28 protein-coding genes, 1 tRNA gene and 1 pseudogene are annotated in these 26,306 nt (G+C 60.0%); 9 read left to right on the top strand and 21 right to left on the bottom strand.

Going from position 1 to position 26,306, the window contains the following annotated elements; genetic code table 11:
* The first annotated feature begins 57 nt into the window (after positions 1–57).
* The 7 genes from HQ843_RS16290 (at position 58) to HQ843_RS16260 (ending at position 3,072) form a co-directional block, all read left to right on the top strand.
* Positions 58–372 carry a helix-turn-helix domain-containing protein gene (locus tag HQ843_RS16290; RefSeq protein ID WP_180897340.1) on the top strand — a complete coding sequence of 105 codons (315 nt, stop codon included), beginning with the start codon at positions 58–60 and terminating at the stop codon, positions 370–372.
* Between the two features lie 272 nt (positions 373–644).
* The gene (locus tag HQ843_RS16285) at positions 645–797 is read left to right on the top strand and encodes a hypothetical protein (RefSeq protein ID WP_180897341.1); all 153 of its coding nucleotides are present in this window, start codon (positions 645–647) and stop codon (positions 795–797) included.
* Between the two features lie 62 nt (positions 798–859).
* Positions 860–1,240 carry a hypothetical protein gene (locus HQ843_RS16280; protein WP_180897342.1) on the top strand — a complete coding sequence of 127 codons (381 nt, stop codon included), beginning with the start codon at positions 860–862 and terminating at the stop codon, positions 1,238–1,240.
* Positions 1,237–1,407, top strand: coding sequence for a hypothetical protein (locus HQ843_RS16275; protein ID WP_180897343.1), 171 nt, complete (start codon positions 1,237–1,239; stop codon positions 1,405–1,407). The genes HQ843_RS16280 and HQ843_RS16275 overlap by 4 nt, the downstream gene beginning before the upstream one ends.
* A gap of 3 nt (positions 1,408–1,410) precedes the next feature.
* Complete coding sequence (locus HQ843_RS16270) at positions 1,411–2,277, top strand: hypothetical protein (RefSeq protein WP_180897344.1); 867 nt, start codon at positions 1,411–1,413, stop codon at positions 2,275–2,277.
* Positions 2,270–2,812: a hypothetical protein gene (locus tag HQ843_RS16265; RefSeq protein ID WP_180897345.1), complete on the top strand. Its 543-nt coding sequence runs from the start codon at positions 2,270–2,272 to the stop codon at positions 2,810–2,812. Before HQ843_RS16270 ends, HQ843_RS16265 begins: the two co-directional genes overlap by 8 nt.
* The gene (locus HQ843_RS16260) at positions 2,809–3,072 is read left to right on the top strand and encodes a hypothetical protein (protein ID WP_180897346.1); all 264 of its coding nucleotides are present in this window, start codon (positions 2,809–2,811) and stop codon (positions 3,070–3,072) included. The genes HQ843_RS16265 and HQ843_RS16260 overlap by 4 nt, the downstream gene beginning before the upstream one ends.
* 123 nt (positions 3,073–3,195) lie before the next feature.
* Here HQ843_RS16260 and HQ843_RS16255 read toward each other — a convergent pair whose 3' ends face one another.
* The 6 genes from HQ843_RS16255 to proS all read right to left on the bottom strand — a co-directional run bounded on the left by HQ843_RS16255 (position 3,196) and on the right by proS (position 9,059).
* Positions 3,196–4,554, bottom strand: a complete 1,359-nt coding sequence (locus tag HQ843_RS16255; RefSeq protein WP_180897347.1) for a tyrosine-type recombinase/integrase — start codon at positions 4,552–4,554, stop codon at positions 3,196–3,198.
* Positions 4,555–4,686: 132 nt separating this feature from the next.
* Positions 4,687–4,771 (bottom strand) — tRNA-Leu (locus HQ843_RS16250).
* A 250-nt stretch (positions 4,772–5,021) separates the two neighbouring features.
* Positions 5,022–5,285, bottom strand: a complete 264-nt coding sequence (locus HQ843_RS16245; RefSeq protein WP_180897348.1) for a hypothetical protein — start codon at positions 5,283–5,285, stop codon at positions 5,022–5,024.
* Between the two features lie 443 nt (positions 5,286–5,728).
* Complete coding sequence (locus tag HQ843_RS16240) at positions 5,729–6,415, bottom strand: ABC transporter ATP-binding protein (RefSeq protein ID WP_180897349.1); 687 nt, start codon at positions 6,413–6,415, stop codon at positions 5,729–5,731.
* Positions 6,416–6,424: 9 nt separating this feature from the next.
* The gene (locus tag HQ843_RS16235; RefSeq protein WP_180903247.1) at positions 6,425–7,717 is read right to left on the bottom strand and encodes a lipoprotein-releasing ABC transporter permease subunit; all 1,293 of its coding nucleotides are present in this window, start codon (positions 7,715–7,717) and stop codon (positions 6,425–6,427) included.
* 13 nt (positions 7,718–7,730) lie between these two features.
* Positions 7,731–9,059, bottom strand: coding sequence for a proline--tRNA ligase (proS, locus tag HQ843_RS16230; protein ID WP_180897350.1), 1,329 nt, complete (start codon positions 9,057–9,059; stop codon positions 7,731–7,733).
* Positions 9,060–9,614: 555 nt separating this feature from the next.
* Between proS and HQ843_RS16225 the strand changes: the two genes are divergently transcribed.
* Positions 9,615–10,217, top strand: a complete 603-nt coding sequence (locus tag HQ843_RS16225) for a hypothetical protein (protein ID WP_180897351.1) — start codon at positions 9,615–9,617, stop codon at positions 10,215–10,217.
* Between the two features lie 13 nt (positions 10,218–10,230).
* Here HQ843_RS16225 and HQ843_RS16220 read toward each other — a convergent pair.
* From HQ843_RS16220 to HQ843_RS16165, 12 genes and pseudogenes are all read right to left on the bottom strand, one after another.
* Positions 10,231–10,916: pseudogene (locus HQ843_RS16220) on the bottom strand (IS5 family transposase).
* A 113-nt stretch (positions 10,917–11,029) separates the two neighbouring features.
* Positions 11,030–11,802, bottom strand: a protein-coding gene (locus tag HQ843_RS16215; protein ID WP_246710122.1) for an IS5 family transposase whose coding sequence is annotated in 2 segments (ribosomal slippage) — positions 11,030–11,472 and positions 11,472–11,802 — 774 coding nt in all. Because the reading frame shifts where the segments join, the coding sequence is not laid out codon by codon here.
* A 193-nt stretch (positions 11,803–11,995) separates the two neighbouring features.
* On the bottom strand, positions 11,996–12,262 hold the full coding sequence (locus tag HQ843_RS16210) for a DUF1467 family protein (protein WP_180897353.1): 267 nt from the start codon (positions 12,260–12,262) through the stop codon (positions 11,996–11,998).
* A 221-nt stretch (positions 12,263–12,483) separates the two neighbouring features.
* On the bottom strand, positions 12,484–13,629 hold the full coding sequence (locus HQ843_RS16205; RefSeq protein WP_180897354.1) for an iron-containing alcohol dehydrogenase: 1,146 nt from the start codon (positions 13,627–13,629) through the stop codon (positions 12,484–12,486).
* Positions 13,626–15,011: an aldehyde dehydrogenase family protein gene (locus tag HQ843_RS16200; protein WP_180897355.1), complete on the bottom strand. Its 1,386-nt coding sequence runs from the start codon at positions 15,009–15,011 to the stop codon at positions 13,626–13,628. The genes HQ843_RS16205 and HQ843_RS16200 overlap by 4 nt, the downstream gene beginning before the upstream one ends.
* A 14-nt stretch (positions 15,012–15,025) precedes the next feature.
* Positions 15,026–15,436, bottom strand: coding sequence for a type II toxin-antitoxin system VapC family toxin (locus HQ843_RS16195; protein WP_180897356.1), 411 nt, complete (start codon positions 15,434–15,436; stop codon positions 15,026–15,028).
* The gene (locus HQ843_RS16190) at positions 15,426–15,827 is read right to left on the bottom strand and encodes a helix-turn-helix domain-containing protein (RefSeq protein WP_180897357.1); all 402 of its coding nucleotides are present in this window, start codon (positions 15,825–15,827) and stop codon (positions 15,426–15,428) included. Before HQ843_RS16190 ends, HQ843_RS16195 begins: the two co-directional genes overlap by 11 nt.
* A 52-nt stretch (positions 15,828–15,879) precedes the next feature.
* Positions 15,880–17,253, bottom strand: a complete 1,374-nt coding sequence (locus HQ843_RS16185) for a glutamine synthetase family protein (RefSeq protein ID WP_180897358.1) — start codon at positions 17,251–17,253, stop codon at positions 15,880–15,882.
* A 93-nt stretch (positions 17,254–17,346) separates the two neighbouring features.
* Positions 17,347–18,393 carry a TRAP transporter substrate-binding protein gene (locus tag HQ843_RS16180; protein ID WP_180897359.1) on the bottom strand — a complete coding sequence of 349 codons (1,047 nt, stop codon included), beginning with the start codon at positions 18,391–18,393 and terminating at the stop codon, positions 17,347–17,349.
* A 93-nt stretch (positions 18,394–18,486) separates the two neighbouring features.
* Positions 18,487–19,815 (bottom strand): TRAP transporter large permease, encoded by a 1,329-nt coding sequence (locus HQ843_RS16175; protein WP_180897360.1) that lies wholly within the window; start codon positions 19,813–19,815, stop codon positions 18,487–18,489.
* Complete coding sequence (locus HQ843_RS16170; RefSeq protein WP_180897361.1) at positions 19,812–20,321, bottom strand: TRAP transporter small permease subunit; 510 nt, start codon at positions 20,319–20,321, stop codon at positions 19,812–19,814. The genes HQ843_RS16175 and HQ843_RS16170 overlap by 4 nt, the downstream gene beginning before the upstream one ends.
* Positions 20,321–21,082 carry an N-formylglutamate amidohydrolase gene (locus tag HQ843_RS16165; RefSeq protein ID WP_180902166.1) on the bottom strand — a complete coding sequence of 254 codons (762 nt, stop codon included), beginning with the start codon at positions 21,080–21,082 and terminating at the stop codon, positions 20,321–20,323. The genes HQ843_RS16170 and HQ843_RS16165 overlap by 1 nt, the downstream gene beginning before the upstream one ends.
* 157 nt (positions 21,083–21,239) lie before the next feature.
* On the opposite strand from HQ843_RS16165, the gene HQ843_RS16160 reads away from it, so the two are divergent.
* Positions 21,240–22,112, top strand: a complete 873-nt coding sequence (locus HQ843_RS16160; RefSeq protein ID WP_180897362.1) for a MurR/RpiR family transcriptional regulator — start codon at positions 21,240–21,242, stop codon at positions 22,110–22,112.
* Between the two features lie 297 nt (positions 22,113–22,409).
* Here the strand turns inward: HQ843_RS16160 and HQ843_RS16155 are convergent, their stop codons facing one another.
* Genes HQ843_RS16155 through nuoN form a run of 3 tightly spaced genes read right to left on the bottom strand, consistent with a single transcriptional unit; the run spans position 22,410 to position 26,295 of the window.
* Complete coding sequence (locus HQ843_RS16155; RefSeq protein ID WP_180897363.1) at positions 22,410–24,083, bottom strand: ribonuclease J; 1,674 nt, start codon at positions 24,081–24,083, stop codon at positions 22,410–22,412.
* 6 nt (positions 24,084–24,089) lie between these two features.
* The gene (locus HQ843_RS16150) at positions 24,090–24,854 is read right to left on the bottom strand and encodes a biotin--[acetyl-CoA-carboxylase] ligase (protein WP_180897364.1); all 765 of its coding nucleotides are present in this window, start codon (positions 24,852–24,854) and stop codon (positions 24,090–24,092) included.
* Between the two features lies 1 nt (position 24,855).
* Positions 24,856–26,295 carry an NADH-quinone oxidoreductase subunit NuoN gene (nuoN, locus tag HQ843_RS16145; RefSeq protein WP_180897365.1) on the bottom strand — a complete coding sequence of 480 codons (1,440 nt, stop codon included), beginning with the start codon at positions 26,293–26,295 and terminating at the stop codon, positions 24,856–24,858.
* Positions 26,296–26,306: the final 11 nt, after the last annotated feature.

Below are 26,306 nucleotides of genomic sequence, written 5' to 3'. Positions count from 1 at the left end.
CAAGCGCACTTTTTAAAAGACGTGATTTTCATTATCAAATCTAGGATAGTTCGTGCCATGACAAGAACAGGATGGAGAGAGCGGCTCGACGCTGCAATTGAAACTAGTGGCCGCTCTCGGCGCTCCATCTCGCTGGCCGCAGGGCTTGGCCCCTCTTATGTTTCAGGGATTCTCAACGAAGGCAAAGACCCGACGATCGATAACTTGATCGCCATTTGCCAGCAACTAAACGTCGGCCTGTCCCAAATCGTCTATGGCATAGAGGTCAGCGCCGAAGCCGAAGAAATCCTTTCGCTTCTTGAGACTTATCCGGAAGCCCGCGCGGGTATTCTTCAGATTCTAAAAGCGCGATCAGATTCCCACAATCATTAAGCACTTCCAGAAAGTCCTCATTTTTCAATGCATTAAGCAACCCCACCAACTCCCCAACCTCCATTTCACCGACCTGCTCGTATTGGCTTGACCTAACTCTCTTCATTTCCGTCACACTTTACTTATTGCCTGAGTCCCACTTTTCCACCTTTCCGCGAAACGGGATTCTCGACAACCCTTATATAAAATTTTGTACTCTATAGCGTCTATCTAATTGACATGTACGCTATAGCGTCTATTTTCTTTCTGTCAAACACGGAGAGAAAGTAGCGATGAATCGCCCAGATGCAGAACAATGGCTCGTAACCATCGTCGCCGACGCAAAGGCCGCTCGCGGCGATCTCAGGGGAGTCCCGGAGGTCGGCGCGCCTTCCTACCTCCTCGACAGCATCACCCGCGATGACGCTGCCACCGCGCGCGCCTGACTGTTCCGCTCCGGTGTCCTGTCCTCTTACGGACAGGCATCCCGAACGGAACGGAGGATGCAATGAGCGTCTACCTTGTAAGGTCACCACAAACTAAACACCTGCACGGCATCGTCTGGGGCAATCTCAATCAGATCTGGGATGTCGTCGACGAAGTCACCGAGCCCGAAGACTCCGAATTTATCAGGCTCGGACCGGGCGGCATGTTCTCGGGAACAGGGAGAGCACCACGCGTTGTCGACGAGTCCGGCAGTCTCATTGCGACAGCTCTGAAAAACGGCGGCTTCTTGCCGGCGTATCTTGAGCCAACTGGACTGACCTTCCACGTCCTCACCGAACCCGATAGCCTGCGTTTGCGCCGCTTCGATGACAGACTCGGCAAGCATGGCCTCGCCTCCCGGATCTGCGCTGTCGTAGACGCGCAGAAAGGCGGTGACGCATGATCGTCCGCCTCGCCGCTCACCGGCACCCCCTCACCATAGCCGATTGCATCGTACTGCGCCGCGTTGCCATGCCCGCGACCATCCTCGGCAGCGGATTTCTTCTCCTTCTCATCATTCGCGCGCTCGCCGCCTTCGAAGCGGCACTTGCAGCGGCTTCGGGGGTCTGAACTATGACGAAGCACGAAACCGTCACCAGCGGTCCCCACGGCCCGGCAGGCGAGGACATGGACGCATCAGATACCCATCCCCTCGCATGCACCTTCAACGCGAAATGGCTGTGGCCGATGAAGGCCGTGATCGACTATGCCCGCTCGCAGGATCCGGCACGCTTTCCCCTCGGACATATCGGTGTAGAACCGGCGCCGGAGGGCGGCGTGTTCATCAGCGTCTTCAGCGGCCACGCTATGGCCGTGATCCACGATCCTGATGGAAGGGCATCCGAAGCCCTCACGCTCGACCTTCCCGACGACGCCTTCGATCTCTGCCGGCAGCAGGACCCGGTCAGGATGTTCTCCTGCGGCTGGGAACATGTCTTCAACCTGCCGGAATGGACACAACCCGGAGAAGCCTTCTTCCACGAAGCCGGAATGATGATCTTTCCGAAGATGGCACCGCCCAGTTGGCATGCCGATACCGGAGAGGGTGAGGATTTTCTGCCCGCGCTGTTTCAACAGTCTGCCTCCAGATGCAACCGCCTGATGCCCGGCCATGACTACCGCATCAGCCGCGGCATTCCCCATGACTGGAGACGGTTGATCGCAAACTGGATGGCAGGTTCGTTCGGGGCCGACGAGATCCGGTTCAATCCGCAGATACCGGCTCTGTTCTCCAGCTTCCTCGATGTCATGAGCCCTCAGCAGACACTCAGCACAAAGCACTGGCTGCGCAAGACTGGACCGAATGTGATGACCGTGGCGGGTCATCCGGAGTTCATCGGCTTCTGGATGCCGATGCGGGAGGCAAGGCCAGGCGATGAACCGGCAGAGTTCGAGCACATTCCGGCAAGGTTTCTGAATGAAGTATCCAGCCATGGCTAGTCGTCTACCCGCACGCGAGCGGCTGGCTGGCAACCGGGCGCTGATCTCCAGAGCTGTCCCGCTGGCAGATATTCTGGCCGATACCGCCGGCATGCATCTTGAGGTCACCGGCCCGAGCGAACCGGAAATCATCTGCTCGCTTCCGGTCACATGCCCTGCCGACAACCGCGAACTGATCCGAAGGCATATCGAAATCCCCGCCGACCTGATCGGCATGCTGGATGCCGCGGCCAGACGTGATGCCGAACGGCGGCGCGAGATCGAGCGGCTGAGGCAGGCACTTGAGGCGAAAGACGGCAAGCCCGCGAAGGACTATGCCGCCGAATGCGCCATGAAGTGCGCCGAACCAGCCTTCATGCGGTTTCTGATCGAAAGGCACGACCTGCCGCCTCCGGCAACCGACAAGACGGCTGCGACACGCGTGCGGTCCGTGCTGGCGGTCTCAAGCCGCAGCCAATTGAACACAGACCCCGCTGCGGCAGCACGCTGGCGGGGCATGGTGCAGGAATTCGATGCGTGGAGGCGGAGAGGATGACGTCACAGCCGTCCGATATCCCGCTCCATGTTCCACTCGCCCAAATCGAAAAGGGGCGAGACCGCCTCGCACAGGAGATCGTCGCCCGGGGCGACGACGCCACACCACTCCTAGAGCTATATGCATGGGTGGAGGGTCAGATTGAAAAACGCCTTCAGAACCGATCGATCTTCGAAGCGGCGCGGACGCGAGTAGCACAGATGCAGACGGCAAGGGAAACAGCTGAACGTGCTGAAATCGAAGGGAGTGGTGGAATTTGAAGCCACGCCCCCTTGAGCCTATATCAATCGCGCTAGCCAGACTGCGCACCACTATGTTGAACAGCAACGCCGTCCGATCGAGATAGATTCACGCAAAGCCGGTCGTAACCTGAAAGCTTTTGCTCACACAATCGCCTCATCAAAATCCAGTTTGATCTTCTCCAGCGCATCCCGTTTCCAGGATAGCGAGCCGCCCGCGCCATATTGCGGACGGTCGATGGTGTGCCCCATTATCATCATGCGAAGTTCTGTGTCGACGCCAGCCTCCTTCATCCGGTCCTCGAAGGAATGCCGGAATGAATAGATCTTGTGGCGTGATGACGGGAATAGCTTATTCTCCCGGAAATATTTGTTGAGCGTCGCCGAGAGCCCGTTTTCCTTGTTCTTGTAGCGTGGAAAGCCGCCCGGATGCGCATGCATGGCGGCAAGCGCCACCCCTACCAGCGGCACGGCGCGAATCGAAGACGCCGTCTTGATCTCGCGCCGGTCATCAGGATCAGAACGAGGCTCGATCAGGATATGCGGCACATCAGCGTTAAGATCGATCATGTCCCGGGTAAGATTACAGATCTCTGACGGCCGCGCGCCGGTCTCAATCAGCGCAAGCAAGATCGCCCTTGCCTCGGCATTAAGCCCGGCAAGGGCGCCGGGTTTCAGTATCCGCTTGGCGATCCATTCGGTCGGGAAAGGTGGACGGGATGTCTTCACCTTTTGAGAAAAAGAAAGTCCGGCAAAGGGGTTCTTCGCATCATCAATGCCGCGATAACGATGGTAGTCAGTGAAAAGCTTCCGCAGGTTCCCGACATCACGGTTGCCAGACGAAGCTGTATGGGTCGCACGACCGTCCTTAGGCGCAATGCGTGCCAGCCAGAAATTGTAGAATTTCGTGGCGTCCTGACGGGTAATCTGGTCGATCGGCCTGTCTCCCACCACTTCGATGAAATTGTTAAGTGCCCTGCGTTTCACCTTCAACCAGGAGGATTTCTGAAAATCGCTCTTACCGGTCAGCTCCGGCGCCGCGATCTCATCGGTATAAACTGTGAAGGCCTCCGATATCGGTACGCGGGGATGCTTCTCGAGTCCGACAACGGCCGAGGCCTCGTGCCCGCCCACGGGCAGCCGGGAGAGCGCCATCAGCCGGTCATGGATCATTGATCCCGATTCGCTGGCGAGGATTTCGATAGCAGTTCGGTACGAGAAGCCAAGCGCATGCGCCCTAGCGACGGCCGCCTTGTAGCGAGCATTGGACTGAACACGATCACCACCGGCCAGCATCGAGGCCCAAAGCGCGTTGTCGGCCTCCTCATGGATATCTCGCTTAACCCGGGCTTCGGAAAGATCGCGAGTACCCAGTGAAATCCTGATCGCAGGAGCACGTTCATCGAGACCTGCGAGCTTCGTCGGGACCCTTCGCACATAGGCGTATATGCCTGAACGGAGATACAGAAAACGGTCCGGATTCTCTCGCCCGCTAAAAGCCATTTCAGCACCCTGTAGCACGTTCCGATACACAATCTGCTACACAAATAGTGCAGAACGTACAAGGACAAAGAAATTGCGTTAAATTTTACCGATTATTTTCAATAACTTAGACCGATCGACGCCGTCAAATTTTGGTGCGCGTGGAGGGACTCGAACCCCCACACCTTGCGGCGGCAGGACCTAAACCTGCTGCGTCTACCAATTCCGCCACACGCGCAACGCAATTCCATGGTCGCGGTTTACGCAACCGGAGGAATGACTTCGCGAAAGCCTCTTATGCGAAGCAGGCTGGCGATGCAAGCCGATATCGTGAGGCACCCGCCCAGCGCGACGGATGTCGAACTGTCGGGATAGCAGAAGACGACAAAGCCATCACCTGCCCCAGAATTTCTACCTAAGGTAGTTTTTTTTCGAAAGTACGGCCTTCTCCAGGAGGGACGCGAAGGCCGTGACCGGCCTTCTCCGTGTCAGACGCTTCTTTCCTGATCATAACGGGCTTTGACGTCTTCGATGATCATCATCAGAGCCTCCCGCTTGGATTGGCATTCCTTGTCGCGGCCATAACGTTCAATGAATTCAGAATGTTCCGTGGTGATGACCGTCGAGAGACTCGTCAATCCGCGCTTTCTGAAGCCGCGCCGAAAATTGCGCATGTAGCGATTCCACGCCGCCCTCTCCTCCTCGGATCTGCTGTTTTTCTGCTCTTGGTTTTCTACTTCATTTCGCCCCATAGCCAACCTCTCCTGTCTGCTGACGCTTACAACATCTCAGAACATTCAGACGAACCATAATTATAGCCACAGATATTAATAAGTAAAGATTCCTAATTTAGGAAATATTTACATGTATAAAATGTAGATATTGACGATAAATCGAGTTCACTTGTAATTATATATATAATTACTATTAAAAAAAATGATGATATAAACGATATGTATATATCACATGCTATCAAGCGGAAATTTTCCTCACAACAAGTTTCAGAAATACATTAGTCAAATCCAAACTCCCCGCGCAGCCTGATCACACTCAACCATCATAGGTTGTATTGGTACATATAGGATAATATTCCTATTTGGCAAGTATTTTATGAAATTTGGCGATCGGAATCGCGCCCCACCGTCAAAACGGTCGAGATTCCAGAAATCGGGAGGGATATGGACGCTACGTTTGCTCAGACCATCCGAGGCACGACCTGCCCGTCGCTGAGCGTCACCTGACGATCCATGCGGGCGGCAAGGTCGAGGTTGTGGGTGGCAATCAGCGCAGACAGACCCGATTGCCGCACCAGGGCTTCGAGCGCCTCGAAAACGTAGGAGGCCGTCTGCGGGTCGAGATTACCGGTCGGCTCGTCGGCAAGCAGCAGCCGGGGGGCGTTGGCAACCGCGCGGGCAATTGCCACGCGCTGCTGCTCGCCGCCGGAAAGCTCGGTCGGTCGATGCTCGGCGCGGTGGCCAATCCTCATATATTCCAGCATCTCGTCGGCGCGGACGCCCGCCTCCTGGGAGGACAGACCGGCAATCAGCTGCGGCAACATGATGTTTTCGCGCGCCGAAAACTCCGGCAGCAGGTGATGGAACTGGTAGACGAAGCCGATATCGTTGCGGCGCAATGCGGTGCGCTCGTCGTCGGAAAGCGCCGTCGCCTCGCGCCCGCCGAGCATAACCTCCCCGGACGTCGGCTTTTCCAGGAGGCCCGCGATCTGCAGCAATGTCGATTTTCCGGTACCCGAAGGGGCGACCAGCGCCACCATCTCGCCGGGCATCAGCGTCAACGATGCGCCCTTGAGCACCTGCAGGACTGAATCGCCCTGCCCGTATTCCCGCGCGATCGCGCGCAACTGAAGTGCCGGGGTGGTCAAGAAAGGCTCCTATTCATAACGCAGCGCCTGCACCGGATCGAGCTTGGAGGCCCGCCAGGCAGGAAAAATGGTGGCGATGAAGGAGAGCGTCAGCGCCATGATCACGACCGTCAGCGTCTCACTGAGGCTCATTTCCGCAGGCAGCGTGCTCAGGAAATAAAGCTGCGGATCGAACAGTACCGTTCCGGTGATCCACGAAAAGAACTGCCGGATCGATTCGATATTGAGGCAGACGACCACGCCGAGAAAGACCCCGGCAAACGTGCCGACCACGCCGATCGCCGCTCCCGTCATAAAGAAAATCCGCATGATCGACCCGGAGGTCGCGCCCATGGTTCTGAGGATCGCGATATCCTGCCCCTTGTCCTTCACCAGCATGATCAGGCCGGAAATGATGTTGAGGGCGGCGACGATCACGATCAGCGTCAGGATCATGAACATCACGTTGCGTTCCACCTCGAGCGCCGAGAAGAAGGTGCGGTTGTTCTGCCGCCAGTCGGAGATCACGATATCCTCGCCCGCCGCCGCGCGGATTTTCGGGATCACCGCGTCGACATCGTCGGGATGGTCCAGAAACACCTCGATGCTCTGCACCTTGTCGCCGGCATTGAAATAGGCCTGCGCCTGCTCAAGCGGCATGAAGATGATCGAGGCATCGTATTCCGACATGCCGATCTCGAAAATGCCGGAGACCGGATAGGCCTTGACGCGCGGATTGACGCCGAACGGGGTCACGTCGCCTTCCGGCGAGATCATCGTGATCTTGTCGCCGACGAAAAGCCCGAGCGAGGTCGCCATGCGCGAACCGATCAGCACGCTGTCGCCGCTCGCATAGCCCACCATGTCGCCCTCGACGATGTTGTCGGAGACAGTCTTCAGCTTCAGCATGTCGTCCGGCCGCACGCCGCGCACCAGCGCGCCGCTGCCGGCCCCCTGCGCGCCGGAGACCAGCGCCTGGCCTTCGACCAGCGGAAAGGCGAGACGAACGCCCTCGACGCCTTCCAGCTTTTGCGTCAGATCGGCATAATCGCTGAACGGCTCGCCCGCGGGCAGCACCACGACATGGCCGTTGATGCCGAGAATCCGGCTCACCAGTTCGCTGCGGAACCCGTTCATCACCGCCATCACGATGATCAGCGTCGCAACGCCGAGCATGATGCCGACGAAGGAAAACCCGGCGATCACCGAGATGAACGCCTCCTTGCGCCGCGAACGCAGATAGCGCCAGGCGACCATGCGCTCGAACACCGAAAACGGCTTGGCTACCCTCAAACCTTCGACTGTCTCTCCGGCCGCAGCCATCAATCCGTTCTCCTCAGCGTGCGTTGGTGAGCTTCGCGATCGCGGCTTCCACCGTCATGGCTTCGCGCGCGCCGGTCCTGCGGTCCTTGAGTTCGACCTCGCCATTGGCGACGCCGCGCGGACCGACGACGACCTGGCTCGGAACGCCGATCAGGTCGGCGGTCGCGAACTTCGCCCCGGCGCGCTCGTCGGTATCGTCGTAAAGCACGTCCAGGCCGGCATTCTGCAATGCCTCGTAAAACTGCTCGCAGACCCCGTCGCAGGCCGTATCCCCCGACTTCATGTTGATGATCACCGCGTTGAACGGCGCCACCGAATCCGGCCAGATGATGCCGTGTTCGTCATGGGAGGCTTCGATGATGGCGGGAACAAGGCGGGTCGGACCAATACCGTAGGAGCCCATGTGGACAGGGTGTTCCTTACCGTCCGGCCCCTGCACCTTCGCGCCCATCGGCTCGGAATATTTGGTGCCGAAATAGAAGATATGGCCGACCTCGATGCCGCGCGCGGACAGGCGCTCGCCTTCCGGCAGCGCGCCGAAGGCGGCCTCGTCATGCATTTCGTCGGTTGCCGCATAAACCGATGTCCACTGTTCGAAAATGCCCTTTAGCGCCTCGACGCTGTCGAAATCGAGATCGGCGGGCGGGATGTCGAAATTGACGAAGTCGCGATGGCAGAACACCTCCGATTCGCCGGTCTCGGCCAGAATGATGAATTCATGGCTGAGATTGCCGCCGATCGGACCGGTGTCGGCGCGCATCGGAATGGCGCGCAGGCCGAGCCGGTGGAAGGTCCTGAGATAGGCCGCAAACATCTTGCGGTAGGAATGCTCGGCGCCTTCCAGGGTCAGATCGAACGAATAGGCGTCCTTCATCATGAACTCGCGCGAGCGCATCGTGCCGAAGCGGGGGCGGATCTCGTCGCGGAACTTCCACTGGATGTGATAGAGATTGAGCGGCAGGTGCTTGTAGGACTTGATGTAGGAACGGAAAATCTCCGTGATCATCTCCTCATTCGTGGGTCCGAACAGCATCGCCCGGTCCTGGCGGTCGGTGATCCGCAGCATTTCCTTGCCATAGGCCTCGTAGCGGCCGCTTTCGATCCACAGGTCGGCGGACTGCATGGTCGGCATCAAAAGCTCCACGGCGCCGGAGCGGTCCTGCTCCTCGCGGATGATGCGGTTGACCTTGTCGAGAACGCGCTTTCCAAGCGGCAGCCAGGAATAGATCCCCTGCGAATGCTGACGCACCATGCCGGCCCGCAGCATCAGCCGGTGAGAGACAATCTCCGCCTCCTTGGGATTCTCCTTCAGGATCGGCAGAAAATAACGGGAAAGACGCATAGGTATCTGCTTTCTGGCTTATCCCGTTCAGTCGGGAATCATGGGGCAAATCAGGTTTGTTCCGGCCCCTTTTAACGGGTTGCGAACGAGAATCAAAGCGGCGATACGCGGTCTGAAACGGATGATTTGGTGGCCGCCATGGGGAAAGCCCGGGGGATGTCAACCACTTGAAACGTTGCAGAACGCACAAACCTGTTTGTCAAACGTAAAAACTTCTCGCACTGTCGCAAAAATGCAAAATAAGGGATGACAAAGCCCAATCCTTGGGCTAGGTTGAGCCCATAAAACAGGCAGGGAGCTTAAATTCTTGCCGTTTATTCGCGGTAAAGTCTTGGGAGGATCGATCTTGGCGCGCTTTGCGCAGCCCCGGCAACGGAACGGATCACGCGATACTTGAAAAACAGGGCCTCTGGCCTTGTTTTTTTTTGACTTTCCGAAACATCCACGATCTTAAGGCTTTGTTGACCACCGCAACGGGAAGTTGCGCTGTCGCATTGACCCCACACGTCGCCTGCCGGACAAGTGCGTTTCCGATCATCTTGTCGAGGCTCCGTCTTGAAGCGCCTGATCCCTACAGCCCTGCTCGCCTTCGCCGCAGCCTCGCCCGCTGGCGCGGCGGGTCTTTCCGACCTGTTCTATATCGACATCTCGGGCGGACCGGCCGCGCTGATGATGCACATGAACGACGATGCGATGGACGACCTGATCGCCAATACCTATTGGGGCATTGACGGCCGGCTGGGCATTTGCAGCGAGGGCATGTTCGGCGTCTGCGCCGGGATCACCGGGTTTTCGAGCCTCGGAAGCACCTCGCAAAGCCTTTCGCAGGGTTACGGGACCGGCACCAGCGAGACCCGGTTTTCCTCGATTGGCGGCTATGTCCAGGGCAAGGCCAATCTCGGCGTTCTGGCCATCTCGCCCTTTGCCGGCTACCGGCAGCTCTATGGCGAGGTCGAGACCAGTTCGTCGCGCTTCGGCTACCAGAGCGAGGATATCGATACCGGCGCGTTTTTCGGCGGGCTTGAAACCAGCATCAGGTTCATACCGACCGGTCTGGAACTCGGCGCGCGTATCGAATACGGCGCATCCACCGACGACGCGGCGGCGGACGATTTCAACTACGGCCTCGGCAGCGCCTTTCTGCGGTTCAAGTTCTAGGGTCTGTGGGGATTCACCTTGAGTTGATCACAGCCGCTGCCAGATAGATCATGGCCTCAAAGCTCTGGTCCGTTTTACAGGCTCTCATAGCGATGCGCTTGAATTCTTTGAGTTTACAGAAGAAGTTTTCGATCAGGTGTCGCCATTTGTAAATCTCAGTGTCGATTTGGAGAGGCACTGATCGACGCGGATGTTGCGAGATTACTATTTTCGCGCCGCGCTTGTTGAGATCGGCTACAATGTTGTTGCTATCGAAAGCCTTGTCGGCGAGTAGCGCACCGAATTCAATGCCATTGATGAGCGGCGCGACGCCGACCGTGTCGAAGCGATGGCCCGGCAACAATTCGAACCGGACCAGATTGCCTAAAGCATCGGTGAGTGCCAGGATTTTGGTTGTCATCCCGCCTTTTGAGCGACCAATGGCCTGGCTCTGAGTCCCCCTTTTGCGCCCTGACCGTGTCGGTGGACCTTGACGATGGTGGCATCCACCATGGCGTATTCCATGTCCGGTTCTTCAGAGAGGGCATCGAATATGCGTTTGAAAATGTCGGCTTCACGCCAGTCGCGAAACCGGCGGAATGCCGTGCTCCAGTTGCCAAACGCAGCGGGCAGGTCACGCCATGGGCTGCCCGTGCGTACAATCCAAAGCACGGCTTCAATAAACAGCCGGTTGTTTCTTCCGCTGCGACCGGGATCCATAGGCTTCCCCAGACAATGCGGCTCTATCTTCGCCCATTGGGCATCTGTCAGTACAAAACGATCCATCCAAAGCGTGAATCACATTCGCGCTGATTTGTGAATCCCCACAGACCCTAGGCCGTAGACTCGTAACGCTTTAACCATAGTCGCACAGAGAAGAGCTTGATTGCCGCGAGATAGTTGTCGGCGCGTTTGTCGTAACGCGTTGCAATTCCACGCGCTTCTTTGATGCGGTTGAAGAACCGCTCGACGAGGTTTCGATAGCGATAGAGGAACGAACTGAAAGCGAAGGTCTTTTTTCGGTTTCGCTTCGCCGGGATGTTGGCGAATGCCTTCGCCTGAGTTGCCGTGGCGCGGATGGCGTTGGTGTCATAGCCACGATCTGCCAAAAGCGTCGTTCCGGCATGAAGTCTGGTGAGCAGATCTTCGGCGTAGCGACAATCAGCATGCTGACCTTCTGAGAGGCGAAGATCAATCGGCAGCCCATCGGCATCGACGAGAGCGTGGATCTTCGTTGTCAGGCCGCCTCTGGAACGTCCCATGCTTCGATTGGCGCCCCCTTTTTACCGGTGGCGCCATGCTGATGCACGCGAACACAAGACGAGTCGATCATCTGAATATCGCCGTCGAAGGCGGAAGAAATCGCCGTGAGAAGGTGATCCCAGACACCAGCCCGCCGCCAGCGGACAAAGCGATTATAACAGGTGGTGTGAGGGCCATAGCGTTCCGGAACATCGGCCCATGGGCTGCCGGTACGAAAGCGCCAGAGTATGCCGTTGATCACACGGCGGTCATCGACCCGCGGTACGCCGCGGCTGTTATTGGGCAGAAGCGGCTCGATCACCGCCCACTCGAAATCCGTCAGGTCAAAACGTCGGCGCATCAATGGTCTCCTTTCCAGAAACCATTGAATCAAGTCATCGCACCCATGTGAACCCCATTTATGGGTTTACGGCCTAGAGCATTTCGCAGTCAGGTGGAATCACCTGACGTCCGCGAAAATGCGTCAAAACAAATAGATGGAGCATTTCTGGTGATCCCGTTTTCACCGGAAATGCTCTAGGCTGCACGCCCTTTCGTCACGCCGGGCCGATAAGGCGGGCAAGATCTTCCAGCGTAAAGCCGATCTCCTTCACCACCAGCCACCACAGCGCGAACACCACAGCCGAAACCAGCGAGGTCCACATCACCACCCGCCAGGGGCGGAAACGGTGAGGGGCGCTTTCCGTGGTGCCGGGCACGACATCGCCTGCCTCATCCTGCGTGCGCAAGCCGAACGGCAGCACCGCGAACAGGGTGATCCACCAGATCACGAAATAGACGGCAAACGCGGAAAACAGTGACAAGCGAGGGTTCCTCCAGCAGGGCTGCCCCTGCCTAGATCATCGGGCGATTAATTGGCATCGCCCGACGCTCTAGATTCTTTATTTTGACGCGTCGGGTTAACGAAAAACCGGTAACCACTTTTTCGCCCGACGCTCTAACCCGTTTTGCCATTCCGGCGCAACAACGCAAAAACGATACGGGCGAATCCCGAGTTCCGCCCGCATCAAACTATCCTGGTTCCTCAGAAGCAATCGGCAAGCAGCGCCCTGGTATTCTCCAGCGTCATCTCGACCGGGTTGCCGCCGGTGCTCGGATCTTCCATGGCCATTGCGGCCAGTTCATCGATCCGGTCCGGCCTGATCCCCATCGCCGACAGCGTGTCCGGCACATCAAGGGCCGCGCGGAACTCGATAATGAAGTTGTAGAACCCCTCATAACCACCTGAAATCTGAAGATAATCGGCGGCCATCTTAAGTCGACCCTCGATTTTCTCGCGATTGAACCGCAGGACCGGCGGCATTACCACGGCGTTGGTCATGCCGTGATGAGTGTTGTAGACCGCGCCGATCGGATGCGAGATCGCATGGATCGCGCCAAGCCCCTTCTGGAAGGCGACCGCGCCCATGGCGGCCGCGCTCATCATCTCGGCGCGCGCGTCGATGTCGGAACCATCGGCATAGACGCGCGGCAGATTGTCCTTGACCAGCCGCATACCCTCAAGCGCGATGCCCTGCGACATCGGGTGGTAATGCGGCGAGCAATAGGCCTCCAGGCAATGCGCCAGCGCGTCGAGCCCGGTGCCCGCGGTGATCACCTTCGGCATGCCGACCGTCAGCTCCGGGTCGCAGATCACCACGCCCGGCAGCAGTTTCGGGTGGAAGATGATCTTCTTCACATGGGTCTCGGAATTGGTCAGCACCCCTGCCCGGCCGACTTCCGAACCGGTGCCCGCCGTGGTCGGCACGGCGATGATCGGCGCTATCTTCCCGGCGTCGGCGCGCGTCCACCAGTCGCCGATATCCTCGAAGTCCCAGACCGGGCGCGTCTGGCCCGCCATCATCGCCACCAGCTTGCCGAGGTCGAGGCCCGAGCCGCCGCCGAACGCGATCACGCCATCATGCCCGCCATCGACATAGGCCTTCACGCCGGATGCAAGATTGTTCTCGTTCGGGTTCGGGTCGACATCGGCGAACAGCCCGGGCTCAAGCCCGCCATCGGCGAGGATCGCCAGCGCTTGTTTCGTGATCGGCAGACCTGCGAGCCCCTTGTCGGTGACCAGCAGCGGGCGCTTGATGCCGAGGCTCTTGCAGGCATCGGCGAGTTCAACGATCCGCCCTGCGCCGAATTTGACGGCTGTCGGATAGCTCCAATTGGCTCTCGGGCTCATTTCGTCACTTTCTTCAAATGATAGGATTTCGGCCGGGTGAGATTGTGGAAACCGATGACGGAGAGCGATCCGCCGCGCCCGGTATTCTTGCAGCCGGTCCAGCACAGCGCCGGGTCGAGATAATCGGCGCGGTTCATGAAGATCGTGCCGGTCTCGATCCGAGCGCCCAATGCCGCCGCGCGGTCGACGTCCTGTGTCCAGAGCGAAGCTGTCAGTCCGTACTGGCAGTCGTTCATCAGCGCAAGCGCCTCCTCGTCGGACGCGACCTTCATGATGCCGACCACAGGGCCGAAGCTCTCCTCGCGCATCACGCTCATCGAATGATCGACATCGACCAGCACCTGCGGCGCGAGATAGGCGCCGCCGTCATCTTCCGGAAACAGCGCCGGATCGATCAGCGCCTTGGCGCCGGCGGCAACCGCGTCGGCGATCTGCTGGCGGACCACGGCGGCAAAGCGCTTGTGCGCCATCGGGCCGAGCGTGGTTTCGGTGTCGAGCGGATTGCCGAGCCTGTAGGCGGAGACGAAGGCCACCGCCTTTTCCACGAAGGCGTCATAAAGGCTGTCGATCACATAGATGCGCTCGATGCCGCAGCAGCACTGGCCGGTATTGTACATCGCCGCGTCCATCAGCGTGTTGACGGCGGCGTCGAGGTCGGCATCGTCCATGACGTAGCCCGGATCCTTGCCGCCAAGCTCCAGGCCGAGCGGCGTGAAGGTGCCGGCGGCGGCCCGCTCCATCTGACGTCCGCCTTCAACCGACCCCGTGAAGTTTATGAAATCAAATGATTTTGCCGCGATCAGATCGCTGGTCGTCGCGTGATCGAGAAACATGTTCTGGAACAGGTCTTCCGGAATGCCGGCCGAGACGAAAGCCTTCACGATCCGCTCGCCGACCAGCAGCGTCTGGCTGGCATGCTTGATGATCACGGCATTGCCGGCGATCAGCGCCGGCACGATGGTGTTGATCGACGTCAGATAGGGATAGTTCCAGGGCGCGATGACGAGGACGACGCCATGCGGCTCACGGGCGACATAGCGGTGGAAATTGCCGCTGTCTTCCACCTCGATCGGCGCCAGCGCCTCTTCCGCAATCTTCGCCATGTAGTCCGTGCGCTCGTTGACGCCGCCGAACTCGCCGCCATAGCGCACCGGCCGGCCCATCATCCAGGCAAGCTCGGGCACCACCTCCTCGCTCATGGCGTTGAGCGCCTTCACACCGGCCTGAACCAGCGTGATCCGCTCGGGAAGCGGCAACGCCGCCCATTCCTTCTGGGCCGCACGGGCGCGCTCAACCGCAGCGCTCGCCGCCTCCGCCGAAAGCGCCTCGCGCTCGGCATAAACCGATCCGTCGACCGGTGAGATACATTGGATCATTGTCATGGCTTTCGCCCTTTCTAGCATGCAAGTGTCTTGACATGACCGGCGGCCCCGTAGGCGAGGATGGCGCGGTCACGCGTAATGAGCGTCAGCCCGTAAGCGCGGGCCGTGGCAATCAGTATGCGGTCGGCCGGATCATTATGAACCGGCTGCGGAAGGAATGAGGCCGCGATCAGTATGTCGATCGTCGGGTTCAAAAGCTCCGCGCCGCTGAGTTCCAGGAACTGCTCGAACCACTGCCGGGCGGTCACCGTCGCCGGAATTCGGCCCTTGCTGATAAGCAGACCCAGTTCCCAGGCCGACATTGCGGAGACGTAGAGATCCTCTCTCCCGGCCTCAAACAGTTTCTGCATCTCACCGGAAAGCCTTTTGCCCTCCGCAATCCAGATCATCGCGCAGGTATCGAGCAGAAAACCTTCAGTCGTCATACACGCGGCCCCACTCGGGATCGGCAGGCTCTGTCAGATCAACACCCTCGGCAATCGTGAGCGTACCCTTCATGCAGCCGAAGATCGGATGGGGTCGGCGCGGTTTCTTGTCTTCATTGTCGCGTGGCGTGTTGCCTTTGCCGGGACCGGCCTCGTAAGGCGCGGCCTTTTCCTCGGCAAAGCCCGCGACGCCGCGGCGATGGGCTGCAACTTCCGCAAGCGGTCTGCCTAAAAACTCTGCGATACCGTCCTGCTCGTCAGCACTCATCTTCCGCAGCCCCCGCAGCATGCGTGAAACCGCCGCTTTATCGATACCCAGCGCCTCGCCCAGATCGCCGATCGTTCGGCCTTGCGCTTCCAACTGCCGATAAAACCACTCGCTATCGATCATCGAAGCCTCCTGCGTCGTTGCGAAAATAACATCGCATTGCGATTTTCGCAAATCACGCCCGTTCGAACCCGCGCGCCACCTCCCAGTCGGTGACGCGACGGTCGTATTCCTCCTGCTCCCAGTCCGCCGCCCGGCAGTAATGGTCGATCACGTCGTCGCCGAGGGCGGAGCGCAGCATGTCCGAGCCGTTCATGGCGTCGCGCGCCGCGCGTAATGTCTTCGGGATTTCGCGGATATGGGCGGCGCTGCCATAGGCATCGCCGACATAGGGCTCCTCCAGCGTCATTTCCTTCTCGATCCCGTCGATACCCGCCGCCAGAAGCGCCGCGAAGGCGAGATAGGGATTGAGGTCTGCGCCGCCGACCCGGCATTCGATGCGGATGCCCTTGGAATGATCGCCGCAAAGCCGGAACCCGGCCGTGCGGTTGTCCTTCGACCAGATCGCCTTGGTGGGCGCGAAGGTGCCGGCCATGAAGCGCTTGTAGGAATTGATATAGGGCGCCAGGAAACATGTGATCTCGGCGGAATGGGCGAGCAGGCCCGCGACATAATGCTCCATCAGCTTCGACATGCCGAAGCGCCCGTCGGGATCATAAAACAGCGGGGTCTTGCCGTCTGCGCTCCACAGCGACTGGTGGACATGCGAGGAATTGCCGGCGGCCTCGTAGTTCCATTTGGCCATGAAGGTGACGGCCTTGCCCTTCTGCCAGGCGATTTCCTTGCAGGCATTCTTGGCGATCACGTGGCGGTCGGCCATCGCCAGCGCATCGGCATAGCGGACATTGAGCTCCACCTGCCCGGCATCCGCCTCGCCCTTGGTATTTTCGACCGGGATGCCCGCGCCCTGCAAGCCGTTGCGGATCGCGCGCATCACATCCTCCTCCTTGGTGGTCTGGAGAATGTGGTAGTCCTCGTTATAGGCGCTGGAGCGGGTCAGCCCGCGATAACCGGATTGCTGCGCGCTCTCGAAAGTCTGGTTGAACAGGAAGAATTCGAGTTCCGTCGCCATGAAGGCGCGGTAGCCCAGCGCTTCCAGCCGGGCGATCTGCTTCTTCAGCACCGCGCGCGGCGAATGGGCGACGTCCGAATGCGTCGCATGATCGGAAACATCGCAGAGCACCAGCGCCGTGCCTTCCAGCCACGGAACACGGCGCAGCGTCGAAAGATCCGGCGTCATGGTGTAGTCGCCGTAACCCGACGCCCAGCTCGTCGAGGCATAGCCCTCGACGGTGTGCATCTCCATGTCGGTCGCCTGGACGTAATTGCAGCTATGGGTCTCCTTGTGGGCGCTGTCGACGAAATACGCCCCCGTGAAACGCTTGCCCATCAGGCGGCCCTGCATATCGATCTGGCAGGCGAGAACGGTGTCGATCGCGCCGTCCGCCACGTCCTTTTTCAGTTGGTTGAATGTGTATTCCGTACGCATCGGGCTCATCCTGTGGTTCATGCAATCGTCCGGAGCAGGAACACTCCGGACGACAGGTGTCAATGGTGTCGCTGCCGGCGGCAGCGGCGCTTGTCAGCCGGCGCGATAGGGCGGACCGGCGGCGTTCATGTCCGCCTGATACTGCTTCAGGATCTTGACCACTTCCGCGGTCCGGTCGGTTTCGGCGGCGATCTCGTCCCAGAAGGCATCGGCGGCGTCTTCGACCGTCTTCCACTCCGATTCCGGAATGGTCGTCAGCTCCAGCTTGTCGCCATGGGCGCGCAGCCGCGCCTCGCCGCCCCAGTACCAGTGCAGGCGGTGGAGATGCGAACTATCCGTGCACATGCGGAACAGCACCTTCAGGTGTTCCGGTACTTCCGCCCACTTGTCGGAATTGACGAAGAACGAGCCGCACCAGCCGCCGGAGATGTTGTTGGTCAGGAAGTAGTTGGTCACATCCGCCCAGCCGACGGTGTAGTCCTCGGTAATGCCCGACCACGCAAGGCCGTCGAGCTCGCCGGTCTGCATGGCGACCTGCACGTCTTCCCACGGCAGCGTGACCGGCACGACGCCGAACTGCGACAGGAACTTTCCGGCCGTCGGGAAGGTGAAGATGCGCAGGCCCTTGAGATCGGCAAGGCTTTTCACCGGATTGACGGTGGCGAAGTTGCACGGGTCCCAGGCGCCGGCGGAAATCCACTGCACGCCGACTTCCGAATAGGCCTTCTCCCAGATATCGGCGAGACCGTATTCGTAAAACAGCGTCGGCACGTCGAGGCTGAATTTCGAGGCGAACGGGAAATAGCCGCCGAATACCTTGATATCGAGCGGCGAGTTCATCGAATCGTCGTCGGACTGGACGGCGTCGATCGTGCCGGCCTGCATGGCGCGGAACAGTTCGCCGGTGGGAACAAGCTGGTCGGCGGTGAACAGCTGGATTTCCATCTCGCCGTTTGCCGCCTTGTTGAAATTGTCGATGCAGTCCTTCACCACATGTTCGGCCAGCGCCGGACCGGCATAGGTCTGGAGGCGCCAGGTGATCTTGCTCTGGGCGCGCACGACGGCAGGTGCGGCCAGCGCGGATGCGCCGGCAGCGGTCGCAAGGCCCGCATTCCTGAGAAAACTACGTCTGCTGTTCATGTCCGTTTCCCTCTGTTTTGTCGAAATCCGGCCTCATGCCGCATTCCGCATTACCCCCGGCAATGGGGCGGTTGTCGCGCGCCGTCCGCTCCCTCAGCGCGCATAGACAAGGTTCGGCAGCCACAGGGCAATCTGCGGGAATGCCGTGACGATCGCCAGGCCGATGATCATGATGATCACGAACGGCCAGACGGAGCGGTAGATATCGGCAAGCGATATTTCGGGCGGGGCCATGGCCCGCATGAGAAAGAGATTGTAGCCGAACGGCGGCGTCATGTAGGCGATCTGGCAGGTGATGGTGTAGAGTACGCCATACCAGACGAGATCGAAGCCGAGATGACCGACCAGCGGCACGTAGAGCGGCGCTACGATCACCAGCATCGCCGTATCATCCAGAAACGTGCCCATGATGATGTAGGAAATCTGCATCAGGATCAGGATTTCCCAAGGGCCGAGGTCCCACTTCTCCAGCAGCAGATGTTCCAGCGCGCGCACAGCGCCAAGACCGTCGAACACCGCGCCGAAGCAGAGTGCTGCAACGATGATCCACATGAACATGCAGGAAATGCCGAGCGTCTGCTCCATGGTCCTGTTGAGCAGCTTCCATGTCAGCCGGCGCTTGACGAGGGCTGCGACCAGCGACGAGAGCGCGCCGATCGCTGCACTTTCCGTCAGGCTGGTAATGCCCATCAGGAACAGGCCCATCATCAGGAAGAAGATCAGGAACGGAATGATGCCCGCGCGCAGGAGTTTCAGCTTCTCAGCCAGCGGCATGTCGCGCTCTTCCCTCGGCAGCGCGGGGCCGAGCGCCGGGTTCATGCGGCAGCGGATGACAATGTAGATGATGAACAGGGCGGCAAGCAGCAGGCCGGGCAGCGCGCCGGCGAGCCAGAGCTTGCCGACCGGCTGGCGCGCGATCATGCCGTAAAGCACCAGCACCACGCTCGGCGGCACCAGAATGCCGAGCGAGGAACCGGCCTGAATGACGCCCGAGACCATGATCTTGTCATAGCCGCGCCTCAAAAGCTCGGGCAGCGCGATGGTCGCACCGATTGCCATGCCGGCGACCGACAGCCCGTTCATGGCCGAAATCACCACCATCAGCAGGACCGTGCCGACGGCCAGCCCGCCCGGCAGACCGCCCATCCAGACGTGAAACGCCTTGTAGAGATCCTCGGCGATTCCCGATTCCGACAGCATGTAACCCATGAAGATGAACAGCGGCAGCGTCAGCATCGGATACCACTTCATCAGCTTCATGCTGGCCGAGAAGCCGAGCTCATAGCCGCCGGTGCCCCAGAGCGCTGCCGCCGCCACGACGCCGACGAAACCGATCGCCGCGAACACCCGCTGTCCGGTCAGCATCGTCATCATCATCGAGAAGAACAGCAGCAGCGCGATCATTTCATAGGAGAGGTTCATGCAATCGGCCTCCCCAGCGCCTTCGCCAGATCCTTGAAGAAGATCGAGGTTGTCTGCAGGAACATCAGGACAATGCCAAAAACCATGACGATCTTGATCGGCGCCATATAGGGCGACCAGCTCGAATAGGAGGTCTCGCCGTATTTCAGCGCGTATTGGGTCGACGACACGCCGCCGATCAGCAGAAAGATCAGATAGGTGAACAGCATGATCACGGTGACCGCGTCGACCGCCGCCTTCTGGCGCGGCGTCCAGCGGCCATAGATCAGGTCCATGCGCACATGGCTGTCGAGCTGAAGCGAATAGGCGCCGCCGAGAATGTAATAGGCGGTCATCACGAACTGGGCCATTTCCAGGGTCCAGAGCGATGGGTTGAACATGGTCTTCGACACCGACGACCACAGCAGGATGCCCATCATCACGAAGATCAGCCACATCGCGATGCGGCCCACCACGCGGTTGAAGCCGTCGACATAGCGCACATAGGTCCTGATCGCCTGAGGCATCACAGCGCCTCCCCTTCAAGGCATTCGCCGAGAAGCCCGGCGATGTAGCCCGCGGCGGCGGCCTGCCCGATCGCGTCGGCGATGAGATCATTGCGGATCTCGATCATCACATTCGCAAGCTTGCGCGTCAGCGCATGACGGCGCAGCGTGTGGGTGACGCCATCGACCGGCGCATAGGGTTGGTTGCGCCGAACGTCGTAGCCGTCCGAAGCCCTGGCCAGCATGCAATCGGCAAGCCGGCTGTCGCTGTCATGCAGAATGCCGATCTCGACATCGCGCACGACGCCCTTGTAGACCGGCGTGAAGGAATGGATGGTGACGATGACGGGTGAACGCCCCGCGTCCTGGCGCGCGACCAGCAGATCGTCGATCGCCTGATGAAACGGCAGGTAGAGCGCCTCAGCCCGGGCGGCGCGCTCGACCGGACCCAATCCGCGATTGCCCGGAATTTCGAAGACCTCGCTGATTTCGGGAATGGCGTCGCTGGCCTCCGGCGGCCGGTTGCAGTCATAGGCAAGCCGCGAGAAACGCTGGTGGACAAGGGTGGCGTCGAGCGCCTCGCTGAGCAGCATGGACACGGCGAGCGCGCCCGGATCCCAGGCAATATGGCTTTTGCGAAGGTCCTCGCTCAGCCCCATATCGCCCAGGCTTTCGGGAACACGCCGGCTGGCATGTTCGCAGATCAGCACGATATCGCTTTTCGCTTCCGCACGTTCGATGGCAACAGGCGCACCATCGCGGGCGCTGAGAAGCCCCGACATTTCCAGCATCCGATCCCCTGAAATTCGCGTTTCTTTTTGTAAATAGTTCTTCAGAATGCCCACGATGTCAATCGCACTCTGAAAACTTCTCTTCATTTTTACCATTGACGGAAAAGTCGCCGCGTTTCTTAATGACGGTGAATTCGAGGAGTTGCCCTTGCAAGACACAATCCGGACCGTCGCCGACATTATCGCCGCGAGCTATGAGGGCCTGACGCGCTCGGAGAAGCGGCTTGCCGACACCATTCGGGAGAACTATCCGGTCTCCGGTCTCGGCAGCATCACGACGCTCGCCGAAAATGCCGATGTCTCGACGCCCACGGTTGCCCGCATGGTGCAGAAGCTCGGCTTCAAGGGCTATGGTGAATTTCAGGGGCGGCTTCATCAGGAGCTGGAAGCAACGCTTTCAAATCCGATCGCGAAACACGACCGCCTCGCCCGCAACGTTCCCGAAACCCATATCCTGAACCGCTTCGGCGAGGCCGCGATCGACAATATGCGCCGCACGCTGACGCAGCTTGATCAGGCGACATTCGCCGGCGCCGCCGATCTTCTGTCCGATCTGGAGCGCGGGGTCTATTTCGTCGGTGGGCGCATCACCGGGTCGCTTGCCAGCTATTTCTTCACCCACATGCAGGTGATCCGTCCCAAGACGACGCTGATGTCGTCGAACTCCTCGTCATGGCCGCAGCACATGCTGAACATGGCCGAGGGCGATGTGCTGGTGATCTTCGATATCCGCCGCTACGAGCAGGACATGGCGGTGCTGGCGCGGGTGGCGAAGGAGAACGGGCTCGAGATCATCCTGTTCACCGACCAGTGGGCCTCCCCCGTCGCCAAATTCGCCCGCCACACCTTCCGCGTCCACATCGAGGTTCCCTCCGCCTGGGATTCCTCGATCGTGACGCTGTTCGTGGTGGAGGCGCTGATCGAGGCCGTGCAATCGAAAAGCTGGGACAAGACCCGCGAACGCATCAGCGTTCTGGAAGGCCTGTTCGAGCAGAGCCGGTTGTTCCGGCGGCCGGGGTGACGGAAGGTCGCTTGGGCTTCGGGCTGCGAGTTAAACTTCAACGTTGCCGCCCACAATCTCTCCCCTTGAGGGAGAGATGCCCCGACAGGGGCAGAGAGGGGTGAACCCTCTCCGAGAGCACCGAGATTGCGGCTCAAGCCTATACCCCTCTCTGTCGCTTTCGCGACATCTCCCCCTCAAGGGGGAGATTGGAGCTGTAAAGCCGTTAATGAAACCATGGCATGCGCGTAGCTGGAACGGATTCGCGTAGAAAATCAAATCCTTGGGAGAAAGTCTTCGAACCTGCTTGATAAACCCTCACCCAAGCTTGTTCACAAACACCGTCACCACCGGCTTCTTGCCCCAGCACTCGTTGGCGGCGGCGCGGACGGAGCGGCGGATGGCCTCCCTGACCATGCCGAGATCCTTGCGGCGCGAGCGCGGAATGCTCTCGACGGCGCCGAGCACGGCGTCGAACAGCACGTCCTCCATCTTCTCGTCGTCATCGTCAAAGCCCGGAAGGCCGATCGGCACGACATCCGGGTCGCCGGAAAACTCGAACTTGGAATTCAGCAGGACATTGATCGAAACATGGCCGACGAAGGACAGCTTGCGACGATCGCCGATGCCCATTTCATCGATACTGCCGATCAGCTTGCCGTCCTTGAACACGCGGCCCGCCGCGACATGGCCGATCACTTCGGCCGGGCCGGGCGCAAGGCGCAGCAGGTCGCCATTCCTGACGCGCGGCACCTGGGCGATGCCGCTCTGCTCGGCAAGTTCCTTCTGCGCGGTCAGATGAGCGGCCTCGCCGTGGACCGGCACCAGGATCTCGGGGCGGATCCACTCATACATCTGCTTCAGTTCGTTGCGGCGGGGATGGCCGGACACATGCACCAGCGCCTCGCCATCGGTGAGGATATGGACGCCCTGCTCGACCAGCCCGTTCTTGATATCCTGGATTGCCTTTTCATTGCCGGGAATGGCGCGCGAGGAAAACACCACCAGATCGCCGGCGGCAAGCGCCACATTGCGCATTTCGTCGCGTGAAAGCTTGGCCAGCGCCGCGCGGCTTTCGCCCTGCGAACCCGTCAGGATCGCCACCACCTTGTCGCGCGGAATATAGCCGAACTCGTCCTCGTCGACGAACGGCTTCACGCCCTCCATCATGCCGAGATCGCGGGCGACCGCGACCGCGCGCTTGAGCGAGGAGCCGAGCAGCAGCACCTGGCGTCCCGCCTCGTCCGCCGCCTTCGCGATCGACCGGATCCGGCCGATATTGGAGGAAAACGTGGTCAGCGCCACCCGCCCCTCGGCGTTTTCGATCACCTTGCGCAGGCTTGCCGAAACCTCCTCCTCGGAGGGCGAAACGCCATCGCGCATGGCATTGGTGGAATCGCACATCAGCGCCAGCACGCCCTCGTCGCCGACGGCGCGCAAGCGGGCTTCGTCGGTTTTCGGACCGAGCGTCGGCGCGTGGTCGATCTTCCAGTCGCCGGTATGGACGATGTTGCCGAGCGGCGTACGGATCGCGAGCGCCATCGGCTCCGGGATCGAATGGTTGACGGCTATGCCCTCGATCGTGAACGGCCCGACATTGATGGTGTCGCCGGCCTTAAAGAGCGTCACCGGAATTTCGCGCATCCAGCTTTCATATGCGCGCTTGGCCTCAAGCAGGCCAGCGGTGAAGGCGGACGCATAGATCGGCACATTGAGACCCGGCCACAGCGTCGCGATCGCGCCGTAGTGATCCTCATGCGCATGGGTGATGATCATCGCCTTCAGATTGTCGCGCTGCTCGCGCACGAATTCGATATCGGGCAGGACCAGATCGACGCCGGGAAGATCCGGGCCGGGAAAGGTGACGCCGCAATCGACCATGATCCATTGGCGTTTCTTCGCCGGTCCATAGCCGTAAAGCGCCAGGTTCATGCCGATTTCGCCAAGCCCCCCCAAAGGAAGAAAGACCAGTTCCGCGTTATTGTCCGCCATCAAGCGTTATCCATTTTGATTGTCGAAGAAGACGTCACCCGCTGCAAAGGTGCGCAGGCCGTCCTTCGTTTCCAGTTTCAGCATGCCGGCATCATCGATGCCGACGAAAATCCCCGAGACCTGCTCGCGGGTAAGGTTCACAGTTATACGTTCATTGATGCCGCAGGCGGCTCTGCGCCAGCGCGCCACCGTTTCGGCGAGGCCCCTGCCCCGGTCCCAGATCGCAAGCTCCCGCGCCATGGTTTCGAACAGATGCGCAAACAGCGTGGCGGGATCGGCGCCGGCGACGTAATCGGAAATCCGCGCAACCGGGTACGGCGCGTCATCAGGGCCGGTCGCAACATTGACGCCCATGCCCATGACGACCGCAAGTCTGCCGTCGGCAAGCCGTTCCGCCTCCAGCAGGATACCACAGACCTTGCGGCGGTCGATCAGGATATCGTTCGGCCACTTGATCGCGACCTCATCGTCATGGCCCGCCATGATCCGTGAGATCGCGCCATGAACGCCGAGCGCGGCCACCAGCGGCAGCGATGCGGTCATCGCCTCGGGCGCCGGGTCCACAAGCAGAAGCGAGGCATAGAGATTGCCCCGCTCCGATACCCAGTTGCGCCCGCGTCGCCCGCGGCCGGTCATCTGACGTTCGGCGGTCAGCCACAAAAAGCCAGGATCGCCCGCGCGCGCAAGAACCATCGCCTCGCTGTTTGTCGAGCCGACGGTATCGAGCGCTTCGTGGCGATAGGCGTCTACGGCGAAATGTGCTGCCGCCATCCTAGAAGAGCGCCGCAGCGGCAGCCGCCGCCGCATCGTTCAGCGCGCCGCCGAACAGCAGATAACCGATCGCGAAAAGACCGCTCAGCCCGAAGACGAAGCGAAGCTCGCCCGCAACGCGGGAAAATTCGACAGTCGGCTCATCGAACCACATCACCTTGATGACCCGCAGATAGTAGAAGCAGGCAATCACCGAAGAGACCACGCCGATGATCGCCAGCGTATAAAGCTTGGCGTCGATCGCGGCCAGGAACACGAAATACTTGCCGAAAAAGCCGGCCAGCGGCGGCACGCCGGCAAGCGAGAACATCAGCGCCGTGAGCACGACGGCCATCACCGGCTTGGTGGTCGAAAGCCCGGCGAGATCATCGATATTCTCGACATTGCCGCCTTCCTTGAGCCGCATCGCCATGATGATCGCGAAAACGCCGAGCGTGGTGAACAGGTAGATCGCCATATAAAGCGCAACGCCCTTGACGCCCGCCTCGCTGTCGGCGGCGAGACCAACGAGCGCATAGCCCATATGGGTGATCGAGGAATAGGCCATCAGCCGCTTGATATTGCGCTGGCCGATCGCCGCGAACGCGCCGAGCGCCATCGAGGCGATCGCGATGAAGACGACGACCTGACGCCACTCATCGGCGGCCGGGCCGAAAGCCTCGATCAACAGCCGGACGATGATCGCCATGGCCGCGACCTTGGGCGCGGAGGCGAAGAAGGCTGTTACCGGCGTCGGCGCGCCCTCGTAGACGTCGGGCGTCCACATGTGGAACGGGACGGCGGAGATCTTGAAGGTGATGCCGGCGAGCACGAAAACCATGCCGAAGATGAAGCCGAGACCGGTTTCCCCGGCCGAAATCACGGCGGCGATCTGACTGAAACCGATATTGCCGGTAAAGCCATAGACCAGCGAAATACCATAGAGCAGCATGCCGGAGGACAGCGAACCGAGCACGAAATACTTCAGCCCCGCCTCCGTGGAGCGCAGGCTGTCGCGGTTGATGGCGGCGATCACGTAGAGCGGCAGCGACATCAGCTCGAGGCCCATGTAGAAGGCCAGCATGTCATTGGCGGAGGTCATCAGCAGCATGCCGGTGGTCGACAGCAGCATCAGCACCGGAAACTCGAAACGATCGAGATATTCCGGCTCCTCATGGCCGACCGACAGGATCATCGACAGCGCCGCGCCAATCAGCACCAGCACCTGCATGAACAGCGTGAAGTCGTTGAACACCAGCGAGCCGCCGAAGGCGGTTCCCTCTCCGGCGAAGAACAATGCAGCGAAGGCCGCGATCAGCAGGAACACGGCAAGGCCCACGATCGTCTGGCCGCTCCTGCGCCCGGCAAACGCGCCAATCATCAGCAGAACCATCGCGCCGACCGAGAGGATCAGCTCCGGCATGATCAGCGTCAGACTTGAAAGTAAGAGTTCCGATGTCATGTCCAAAAGAT

This window comes from Martelella sp. NC20 (assembly GCF_013459645.1).
Classification (GTDB): domain Bacteria; phylum Pseudomonadota; class Alphaproteobacteria; order Rhizobiales; family Rhizobiaceae; genus Martelella.
This window is presented reverse-complemented; position numbering and strand designations above follow the sequence as displayed.

Coding starts and splice junctions, on each gene's coding strand:
- HQ843_RS16290 (WP_180897340.1), top strand. CDS start 58: ATGACAAGAACAGGATGGAGAGAGCGGCTCGACGCTGCAATTGAAACT.
- HQ843_RS16285 (WP_180897341.1), top strand. CDS start 645: ATGAATCGCCCAGATGCAGAACAATGGCTCGTAACCATCGTCGCCGAC.
- HQ843_RS16280 (WP_180897342.1), top strand. CDS start 860: ATGAGCGTCTACCTTGTAAGGTCACCACAAACTAAACACCTGCACGGC.
- HQ843_RS16275 (WP_180897343.1), top strand. CDS start 1,237: ATGATCGTCCGCCTCGCCGCTCACCGGCACCCCCTCACCATAGCCGAT.
- HQ843_RS16270 (WP_180897344.1), top strand. CDS start 1,411: ATGACGAAGCACGAAACCGTCACCAGCGGTCCCCACGGCCCGGCAGGC.
- HQ843_RS16265 (WP_180897345.1), top strand. CDS start 2,270: ATGGCTAGTCGTCTACCCGCACGCGAGCGGCTGGCTGGCAACCGGGCG.
- HQ843_RS16260 (WP_180897346.1), top strand. CDS start 2,809: ATGACGTCACAGCCGTCCGATATCCCGCTCCATGTTCCACTCGCCCAA.
- HQ843_RS16255 (WP_180897347.1), bottom strand. CDS start 4,554: ATGGCTTTTAGCGGGCGAGAGAATCCGGACCGTTTTCTGTATCTCCGT.
- HQ843_RS16245 (WP_180897348.1), bottom strand. CDS start 5,285: ATGGGGCGAAATGAAGTAGAAAACCAAGAGCAGAAAAACAGCAGATCC.
- HQ843_RS16235 (WP_180903247.1), bottom strand. CDS start 7,717: ATGGCTGCGGCCGGAGAGACAGTCGAAGGTTTGAGGGTAGCCAAGCCG.
- proS (WP_180897350.1), bottom strand. CDS start 9,059: ATGCGTCTTTCCCGTTATTTTCTGCCGATCCTGAAGGAGAATCCCAAG.
- HQ843_RS16205 (WP_180897354.1), bottom strand. CDS start 13,629: ATGAGCCCGAGAGCCAATTGGAGCTATCCGACAGCCGTCAAATTCGGC.
- HQ843_RS16200 (WP_180897355.1), bottom strand. CDS start 15,011: ATGACAATGATCCAATGTATCTCACCGGTCGACGGATCGGTTTATGCC.
- HQ843_RS16195 (WP_180897356.1), bottom strand. CDS start 15,436: ATGACGACTGAAGGTTTTCTGCTCGATACCTGCGCGATGATCTGGATT.
- HQ843_RS16190 (WP_180897357.1), bottom strand. CDS start 15,827: ATGATCGATAGCGAGTGGTTTTATCGGCAGTTGGAAGCGCAAGGCCGA.
- HQ843_RS16185 (WP_180897358.1), bottom strand. CDS start 17,253: ATGCGTACGGAATACACATTCAACCAACTGAAAAAGGACGTGGCGGAC.
- HQ843_RS16180 (WP_180897359.1), bottom strand. CDS start 18,393: ATGAACAGCAGACGTAGTTTTCTCAGGAATGCGGGCCTTGCGACCGCT.
- HQ843_RS16175 (WP_180897360.1), bottom strand. CDS start 19,815: ATGAACCTCTCCTATGAAATGATCGCGCTGCTGCTGTTCTTCTCGATG.
- HQ843_RS16170 (WP_180897361.1), bottom strand. CDS start 20,321: ATGCCTCAGGCGATCAGGACCTATGTGCGCTATGTCGACGGCTTCAAC.
- HQ843_RS16165 (WP_180902166.1), bottom strand. CDS start 21,082: ATGTCGGGGCTTCTCAGCGCCCGCGATGGTGCGCCTGTTGCCATCGAA.
- HQ843_RS16155 (WP_180897363.1), bottom strand. CDS start 24,083: ATGGCGGACAATAACGCGGAACTGGTCTTTCTTCCTTTGGGGGGGCTT.
- HQ843_RS16150 (WP_180897364.1), bottom strand. CDS start 24,854: ATGGCGGCAGCACATTTCGCCGTAGACGCCTATCGCCACGAAGCGCTC.
- nuoN (WP_180897365.1), bottom strand. CDS start 26,295: ATGACATCGGAACTCTTACTTTCAAGTCTGACGCTGATCATGCCGGAG.